Origin of the sequence: Gordonia prachuapensis (assembly GCF_036350515.1) — a bacterium.
Taxonomy (GTDB): domain Bacteria; phylum Actinomycetota; class Actinomycetes; order Mycobacteriales; family Mycobacteriaceae; genus Gordonia; species Gordonia prachuapensis.
The window spans coordinates 118,068-126,054 of the sequence record NZ_JAZDUE010000001.1; the positions used below are offsets into that span (position 1 = coordinate 118,068).

The 7,987-nt window shown below is 68.5% G+C and carries 8 protein-coding genes; 3 read left to right on the forward strand and 5 right to left on the reverse strand.

Translation table 11 applies throughout. The features are described 5' to 3' along the window. Positions 1–36: 36 nt before the first annotated feature. Positions 37–2,490, forward strand: a complete 2,454-nt coding sequence (locus tag V1Y59_RS00570; protein ID WP_330502905.1) for a hypothetical protein — start codon at positions 37–39, stop codon at positions 2,488–2,490. Positions 2,491–2,499: 9 nt separating this feature from the next. Here V1Y59_RS00570 and V1Y59_RS00575 read toward each other — a convergent pair whose 3' ends face one another. Further along, the gene (locus V1Y59_RS00575) at positions 2,500–2,871 is read right to left on the reverse strand and encodes a GNAT family N-acetyltransferase (protein ID WP_330502906.1); all 372 of its coding nucleotides are present in this window, start codon (positions 2,869–2,871) and stop codon (positions 2,500–2,502) included. Between the two features lie 151 nt (positions 2,872–3,022). Between V1Y59_RS00575 and V1Y59_RS00580 the strand changes: the two genes are divergently transcribed. Then, the gene (locus V1Y59_RS00580; RefSeq protein WP_330502907.1) at positions 3,023–3,256 is read left to right on the forward strand and encodes an MbtH family protein; all 234 of its coding nucleotides are present in this window, start codon (positions 3,023–3,025) and stop codon (positions 3,254–3,256) included. Between the two features lie 138 nt (positions 3,257–3,394). Further along, complete coding sequence (locus V1Y59_RS00585; RefSeq protein ID WP_330502908.1) at positions 3,395–3,736, forward strand: hypothetical protein; 342 nt, start codon at positions 3,395–3,397, stop codon at positions 3,734–3,736. 19 nt (positions 3,737–3,755) lie between these two features. Here V1Y59_RS00585 and V1Y59_RS00590 read toward each other — a convergent pair whose 3' ends face one another. The 4 genes from V1Y59_RS00590 to V1Y59_RS00605 all read right to left on the reverse strand — a co-directional run bounded on the left by V1Y59_RS00590 (position 3,756) and on the right by V1Y59_RS00605 (position 7,543). Next, positions 3,756–4,274, reverse strand: a complete 519-nt coding sequence (locus V1Y59_RS00590; RefSeq protein WP_330502909.1) for a phosphoribosyltransferase — start codon at positions 4,272–4,274, stop codon at positions 3,756–3,758. A gap of 61 nt (positions 4,275–4,335) precedes the next feature. After that, complete coding sequence (locus V1Y59_RS00595; RefSeq protein WP_330502910.1) at positions 4,336–5,211, reverse strand: ABC transporter permease; 876 nt, start codon at positions 5,209–5,211, stop codon at positions 4,336–4,338. Then, on the reverse strand, positions 5,208–6,017 hold the full coding sequence (locus V1Y59_RS00600; protein ID WP_330502911.1) for an ABC transporter permease: 810 nt from the start codon (positions 6,015–6,017) through the stop codon (positions 5,208–5,210). Before V1Y59_RS00600 ends, V1Y59_RS00595 begins: the two co-directional genes overlap by 4 nt. Next, complete coding sequence (locus V1Y59_RS00605; protein ID WP_330502912.1) at positions 6,014–7,543, reverse strand: ATP-binding cassette domain-containing protein; 1,530 nt, start codon at positions 7,541–7,543, stop codon at positions 6,014–6,016. Before V1Y59_RS00605 ends, V1Y59_RS00600 begins: the two co-directional genes overlap by 4 nt. Positions 7,544–7,987 lie beyond the last annotated feature (444 nt).

A 7,987-nucleotide genomic window follows, 5' to 3' on the forward strand; every position in this document is an offset into this window, starting at 1 on the left:
TCCGGGAGAGCCAGTACGACGAGGATCGGGGAGTAGGTGGCCGCGCCGACGATCACAGGTCCGGTGCCGCGCACGTCGGCGCCGATGCGGCCGTGGCGTCGACACCTTATCGGGCCCGCCGACACGACGGATCTCGCGCGTATCCGCCGATTCGGCTCGCGATTCCTGGGCTGCGGACTGCTCGTGTTCATCGCCGGACTGACGCCGCTGATCGTCGCGCAGGCCGAGGTGACCGCAGCCTGGTGGCCGCCGGTCAGCATGATGCTCGTGGCGGTGCCGGCCCTGCTCGTCATCGTCGCGAGCTACCGCCCGCGCCTGCCCCATCTCACCGCGCTCGCCTTCGGCTGCAACCTCGGTGTCGCCGTCGCCGTCGCGCTGTGGTTCGTCGCCTGGACCGGTGATCTCGCTCCGGACGGTTCGTCGTGGAGTGTCTGGCTGGTGCAGTTCCCGGGGGTCGCGGGCCTGCTGTTCGGGATGACCGGACATCCGCGACTCGGTGTGGTTCACATCGTCGCGATCACCCTGCTGGCGCAGACCGCGAATCTGTTCGGCCTCTACGGCCACCTCCGGTTCGAGCTCTACCTCGGCTCGCTGCTGCAGATCGCCCTGACCGTGGTGTTCCTCGCGGTCGCCGTCGTCACGGTCCGGACGGCACGGTTCCTCGACGACTCGCGGGCCGCCGCCATCGAGCAGGCGGCGGCGTCGGCCGCGTCGGTCGCCCAGGACGCCGAGCGGTCCCGCTTCGCCGCATTGATCCACGACAAGGTGATCGCGATCCTGCTCGCGATCGACGCGGGCCGGCCGTCGCCCGGTCTGCTCGCTCAGGCGGCGTCGGCCCTGGACGAACTCGACCGCCGCGACGACGACGAACAGCCCACCACGATCGGGGCCGACGAACTCGTCCACCGCATCCGGTCGGCCCTGGCGTCGATGGGTGACGACATCGATCGCCAGTTCACGATCGAACGCGACTCGACCGAACCGCACCCGGACGTCGGAACCGTCGACCGCCGGCCCACCTATCCCACGGACGCCGTCACCGCGATTGTCGATGCCATGTGCGAGGCGATCCGCAATGTCCGGCGCCACGCAGGTGGTGACGCATCGTGCCTGGTGATCGGAAATCTGCGCGCGGACGAGGTCTCCGTCGCCGTCGTCGACGACGGATGCGGCTTCGAGCCCACCGCGGTCCGACCGGAGCGTTTCGGCGTCGCCGTCGGCATCCGACGGCGAATGGAGACGATCCCCGGTGGTTCGGCGCGCGTGCAGAGCGCGCCCGGGCGCGGCACGACCGTGATCCTCAGTTGGCTGCGCGACTGCCCCGACCACGAATCGGACCGGCGCCACGGTGCGACCGGGACGACACCGACCGCGACACCCTGGCGCCGGTTCGCCGTCGGCCGGTCCACGATCGCCGAGCACGACACATCGGTCGCCCCGACCGGCGAACCGATGTCCGGCGAGGCCGTCGACCTCTTCGGCCTGCGTTCTCCGCAGGTGGTGCGCGCCTTGCTGGCGCTCGGCGCGACGTATGTGATCGTGACGATCGGGTCCGGTCTGGAGATCCGGTCGGTGTGGAACTGGGTTGGTCTGAGCGTCGCGTTCGCGGTCCTTGCCGGCGACCTCGCCCTGCTGACGCGTCGCCGCGGCGACCCACTGCCGCTCCGCGTCGGCTGTGGCGCGCTCGCGCTCATGGTCGCGGGCACCGCAACCGCGTGGTGGTCCGTGCCGATGGACACCTTCCAACCGGTGCAGTGTGTGCCCGCGGCGATCGGCGGGATCGTCGTGCTGGCATTGCTGGCAATCCGCGGACGGGTCGGCATCGCCTGGATCGGCGCGGTCGCGATGAGCTTGTCGGCAGGGATATGGGGATGGGCCCGGGACATCGGCTTCGTCGACGGCCTCGCCTTCACGTCGTGGGTCTACCCGGTGATGTTGTTCGCGTCGCTGTTCGCGGTGATGCTGCGACCCATCGCCGCGGGCATCCGCACCCTGCGCGCCCGCGCGGTGCGGTTCGCCGCCGACGATGCCGCCGTCGCCGCGGCCACCGAGGAGCGCGACCGGCAATTGGCGCTGCTCGACCGCGAGGCCCGCCCGATGCTGCAGAAAGTCGCCGCGGGACACGTTTTCCGCGCCGACGAGGTGGCCCATGCCAGACTCGTCGAAGCCCAACTGCGCGATGGCATCCGGGCCCCCGCATGGCAGTCCGGTCAGGTCAGGACGGCCGTGTGGCAGGCCCGGCGGCGGGGGGTTGCGGTGATACTGCTCGACGACGGCGGCATGGGGGATGCCCGGGGACTACAGGCCCGGCTCGACGACCTGGTCGTTGCCGAGCTCGCGCAGATGCGATCGGGTCGCGTCACCGCCCGCGTGATGCCGCCCGGACGTGCGACCCGCGCCACCATCGTCGCCACCGACGAGAGCGGCGTGCGACGTCACGACTGTGCCGCGGACGGCACCGTCACCAGCGGCTCCGGCGCGCTCACCTGAGCCGGTCGGTCACCGGAGTTCGGCGTCCAACCATCGCAGGATCTCCGGGGTCGGGGTTCGGGAGGAATCGGAGTACTCGGGGTGCTTGCGCAGGAACGCCGCCACCATCGGGCACACACCGACGATCACCCGCCCCTGGTCGCGGGTGGCATCGAGCGCCTCGTGGATGAGAATCGTGCCGAGACCGCGGCCGCCGAACTCGTCGGCGACCTCGGTGTGGAAGAACACGCGTTGCGGTGTCCCGTCCGCGTCGCGATCCCGATAGGCGGCGAATCCCGCGGTGACCGGATCGCCGGTGGCGTCGGCGACCGCGATCTCGAATCGCTGTGCCGGTGGGTTCTGGGAGACCGTGGTGGCGGCTCCGGTCTTGTCGGTGGCCATGTCCGAGAGCCTACGGCCCGGGAGGAGCCGTCGTCCGGACCACGCAACCAGACGTGGTCCGTCCGTTCCGGCCCAGGTGAGCGACCGGTACGATCAGAAAAACCTGGCGGACCCGAAGGCATCACTCGACCCGAGAGGAACGACACCCGCGATGACCAATCCGTTCGACGACGAGAACGGACGTTTCTACGTCCTGGTGAACGACGAGAACCAGCATTCGCTCTGGCCGACCTTCGCCGAGATCCCGGCCGGCTGGACCAAGGTGTTCGGCGAGGACAGCCGTGCCGCCTGCCTCGAGTACGTGGAGCAGAACTGGACCGATCTGCGGCCGAAGAGTCTGATCGACGCCATGGAGGCAGATCGCGCCGAGCGCGCCGCGGAATGACACGCCGCGGGCGCGCCGCGATCCGCTGCGAATCCGTCGCGCCTGCCTGACAGACGCGCATCGAACTGTCATCATTTCCTCACGGAGAACTTTCCCCGGAGCATCGTGAAGGTTCTCAGTGGTGGAAAGCGGGTCAGCATGGCCAGAGAACCAGAATCCGGGCAGGTTGCACGACTACGTGCGACCCGGGACGAGGTCGCCCGCCGTGCCGAGATCACCCCGACGTTGACCGCGGTGCGGTTCAGTGGGCAGAGCGCCACCTATCGCGATCTGTCCCGAGCTCTCGTGCGCTACGGGATGGTGTCCGACCTCAACGGCCTCGGCATCGGTTCCACCATCTGCGCGGCGATCGTCCATTGCCTGCCGCGGATCGGCCGTCTCGGCGAGCCGGCGGCGGTGGCGTTCACGGTCAATCAGGTGATCGATTGGCTCGCGCGCGACATCGGTCACGGCGAGACGGGCCTACGCGCCATCGGGTGACCGGCCGTCTCCACACGGCTCAGCGGGACACCTCGATACCTGCCACCGGCCCGTCCGCCGACCACGGGAAGTCGATCCACTTGTCGGTGGTTCGCCAGCTGTAGTCGGGCCGGGTGATGGTGTGCGGCTTCTGATAGATCACCGCGTTACGGACCTCGGCGACACGTCCCTGGTTCTCGCAGTAGTCGTTGACCAGTTTCAATGTCTTGCCGGAGTCGGCGACATCATCGACGACCAGTACGCGCTGGTCGACGAGACCGCTGCTCTCCAGCAACGACGGCAGCAGGACCGGCTCGGCCAGGGTCTCGCCGATGCCGGTGTAGAACTCCACGTTGAGTGAGATCAGGATCTTGCACTCGAGGGCGTAGGCCAGCGCACCGGCCGGGATGAGTCCGCCGCGCGCGATCCCGAGAATGATGTCCGGGACGAATCCGTCGTCGGCGACCATCTGTGCGAGCGACCGGCAGGCGTCGCCGTTGAGTGCCCAGGTGAGGATCTCCCGATCCGGCCGTGGGGTGTCGGCCTGTTCGATGTCCATGGGACAACTCTGCCAACTGTTGTCGCGCCGTGCGAGACAAACCCCGGGTGAGTGCTGCCGATCAGCGGGCCGTGGCGGCCTTCCGGTAGCCGTGCAGCGCCGGGTACAGGCACACGCCGATGATGACGACCGTCCAGATCGTCACCTTGACCATGTTCTCCGCGATGGGTCCTCCCGCCGCCAGTGACCGCATCACCTCGATCGTCGGGGTCATCGGCTGGTTCTCGACGATGGGTTGCAGCCAGCCCGGATACGCGTCGACAGGTGAGAAACCGGAGTTGAAGAACATGAGCACGCTCGACACCAGTGACAGCAGTGGGACGAGGGGAGCCGACGGGCGGGCGCTGACCGCCAGGGCGAGGACGAGCGTCGCGTAGGCGACGCCGTACATCAGCGCGACGCCGAAGATCCCGGCGACCGCGATCACCCCGCCGGTGATGTCGAATCCGATGGTGGTGCCCACCGCGATCAGGAGAGCGGTGACCACCACGATGCGGACCATCTCGCTCATCAGTCGGGACGTGAGGTCGGCGGCCCGGTTGATCGGGAGTACGTAGAGCCGTGACAACAACCCGGTACCGCGTTCCTGGTTGAGCCGGATACCCGCGGCGACCGATCCGAACATGGCGCTGACCAGGATGACCAGCGGCACGGTCCCGTACGTGCTGTCCTGACCCGTCGCGCTCCCGATCGCATCACCGAGGACCACCTTGAACATCAACAGCGTCAGGATCGGCACGAGGACCAGCTGGAGGAACGTCGCCTTGTCCCGCACCATCACCGACACCTGACGCCAGGCGAGCACCACGCTCTGGGTTGCCCAGGCGCGCACCGTGCTCTCCCGCGGGGCGGTCGTGGCCGGCGCGGACGCAGCCGGGGCGGGGCTCGCCGGTGCGGCTGTCGCCGGGCTGGTGGTCGGAGTATCTGCCGCGGTCATCGCACCGACCTCCGGATGCCGATCCCGGTCAGCACCACGCCCACGATCGCGAGACCGACGCACCACCAGATGGTCGGTGTCAGGATCTCGAGGGTGACGGTCCCGTCGCTGAGCGCCCGCATCGATGTCGCGAACTGCGAGATCGGCTGATTGCGGACGAACGGCTGAATCCATTCGGGGAACTGGTCCTCGGGCACGAAGCCGGTCGAGAGCAGGCCGAGTACCAGGATCGGCAGCGACAGCGCCTGACTCGTCGCCTCCGGGCTGTTGGACAGCAGCCCCAACGCGTCGGCCAGCACCGCGATCAGCACCCCGACGGCGAGCACCACGGCGAACAGGCCGATGGTCTCGAGTACCGAGCCCTGCGGTCGCCATCCCATCACCAGACTGGTGGCCGCCGCACAGGCCACTGAGATGATCAGGAGTACGGCGTTGGTGCCCAGCCGGGCCAGGGTGGGGATCGCGATCGGCATCGGCATCGTCCGGAACCGTGTGTTGATGCCCTTGGTGGTGTCCACCGATGCGCGCATCGCGGCCGACGAGGCGACGAAGCTCACCGACTGCAACGAGATGATCGGCATCAGGAATGCGGCGTAGTCCATCGACGGGTCCGCGTCCATGATCGTGCGCAGCGGGAGATAGAAGCAGATCGCCAGCAGCACCGGTGCCACGAACGCGAACACGATCTCACCGTTGCGCACCATGGCGCGCAGCCCGCGGGCGGTGAGCGTCCACCACTGGACGACCCCATTGGTTGCGGGGCGCCCCATCGCGAGGCTTCCGGCGGCCACCCCGCTCGACGTCATGCGGTCTCGTCCGCGGTGTCCGATGAAACGGTTTGCGCGGCAGCAGGATCGGTCAGCGCAGGATCGGCCGGGGCGGGATCGGTCAGGGCGAGGAACACCTCGTCGAGACTGGGGCGGCGCAGGGCCACGTCCGAGAGCCGGATACCCGCGCCGGTCGTGCGCTGCACGATCTCGACCAGGGTGTCCGCACCGTCCGGGGCGGGCACCGCGAGGCTTGTCCGGTCTGCGGCGACGGCGCCCGTGGTGTCGCCCACCAGGTCGCCGAGACACTCGAGAAGCCGGTCGAGATCGGCCGGATCGGTGGGGGTGACCTCGTAATGCGATGCGCCGGTGGCGGACTTCAGTTCGTCGGCGGTCCCCGAGGCGATCACCCGTCCGCGATCGATCACGACGATGTGATCGGACAGGGTGTCGGCCTCTTCGAGGTACTGCGTGGTGAGCAGCGTGGTCACACCCTGGTCGCGCAACGACTCGACGAGCTTCCACACCTCCTGCCGACTGCGCGGGTCGAGTCCGGTGGTGGGTTCGTCGAGGAAGACGACCTCGGGCTGTGTCACGAGGCCACAGGCGATGTCGATTCGGCGACGCATCCCGCCGGAGTACTCGCCGACGCGTCGTCCGGCTGCGGCGGTGAGGTCGAAGGACGTCAACAGTTCGTCGGCGCGCGCGCGGGCGGCAGATTTCGACAGGCCCATCAATCGTCCGAAGAGGATGAGGTTGTCGCGGCCGCTGAGGGCTTCGTCGAGGGCGGCGAACTGTCCGGTGAGCATGATCGAGCGGCGCACCCCCGGGGCGTCGGATGCCACGTCGTGTCCGGCCACCGTCGCGGAGCCGCCATCCGGTTTGAGCAGCGTGCACAGCATGTTGACGGTCGTCGTCTTGCCCGCCCCGTTGGGGCCCAGCAAGGCGAGGATCGAGCCCTTCGCGACGGAGAAGCTCACCGATTCGACCGCCACGTTCTCGCCGAAACGCTTGTGCAGGCCGACCACCTCGATGGCGGGTGGGGGCGAGTCGGTGCCGTCGTGCGGCTCGCGGACGAGGCTCGCGCTCCGGTCCCCATCGAGCGTCGACCCGGCCGGCGCGGTGGACTCCGGAGGCACCTGTGTCTCGATGGGCAGTTGTGTCTCCGGCAGGGCGGTGGCCTCGGTGCCCCCGACGGCGTCGGCGTCGGGGGGATCGACGATGCGCCAGCCCTCGGCGACAGCGGCGGATTCGGTGACGGCGGGTTCGGTGGCGTCGGGACTTGCGGCGTCGGGCCCGGTCGTGTCAGGCCCGGTCGTATCAGGTCTGGGCAGGTCGGGGACCGGCTCGGAGACCGGGGAGAGAGGCACGGTCGGCGACTCGTCGCCGACGACCTTCGCGTGGCGCGCACGACGATGTCGGGGCGCCGACTTCGGCGGTGTGGGGTGGTTGTTCGTCATGGCACGGGCGAGGTCGAGATCGCCGGACGTGAGCGTGTCCATGTCGACCTCGGTGGCCGCTGGGGCCGTCTCGGCAGTGGTGGACCTGTGGGATGGCTCGGCCATCGATTACTCCTCTCGGCCACCTCGGGTGCCGGAGCACGGCCGGTCGCTGGAGGCGATGCTACCCAAATCCGGCATCGCCCTCCCGACATTGTCGTTCGGAGAGGCTCAATCATTACTTGTCCCGCCGCGGCCTTCGTACGTTTGGACGACCCCACCCGAGAATAAGTAACGAATCGCCGCCCAGAACCGAATTCCTTCTGTGAGCTAGGCGTTTGCTCCCTGTTTCCGGTGGTTTCGTCCGCGCTCATCCATTCAACCGAATCATGGCGTAGTCCGATTTGAAAGGTGGATAATGACGCAGACTGTTCCCCGGGAACAGTGTTGTTCCCACGGAACAGACAGCCCGCAGCGATCCATGCGTCGGTCGAATGCGTTCGTCGCCGGATCGGGCCGGCCGATTGAGTCGTTGGATCAGGCTGGCCGACCGACTGGAAGAGAGAGGCG

Excerpts from the sequence above, each read along its gene's own strand:
- V1Y59_RS00575 (WP_330502906.1), bottom strand. The coding sequence starts at position 2,871 with ATGGCCACCGACAAGACCGGAGCCGCCACCACGGTCTCCCAGAACCCA.
- V1Y59_RS00580 (WP_330502907.1), top strand. The coding sequence starts at position 3,023 with ATGACCAATCCGTTCGACGACGAGAACGGACGTTTCTACGTCCTGGTG.
- V1Y59_RS00585 (WP_330502908.1), top strand. The coding sequence starts at position 3,395 with ATGGCCAGAGAACCAGAATCCGGGCAGGTTGCACGACTACGTGCGACC.
- V1Y59_RS00590 (WP_330502909.1), bottom strand. The coding sequence starts at position 4,274 with ATGGACATCGAACAGGCCGACACCCCACGGCCGGATCGGGAGATCCTC.
- V1Y59_RS00595 (WP_330502910.1), bottom strand. The coding sequence starts at position 5,211 with ATGACCGCGGCAGATACTCCGACCACCAGCCCGGCGACAGCCGCACCG.
- V1Y59_RS00600 (WP_330502911.1), bottom strand. The coding sequence starts at position 6,017 with ATGACGTCGAGCGGGGTGGCCGCCGGAAGCCTCGCGATGGGGCGCCCC.
- V1Y59_RS00605 (WP_330502912.1), bottom strand. The coding sequence starts at position 7,543 with ATGGCCGAGCCATCCCACAGGTCCACCACTGCCGAGACGGCCCCAGCG.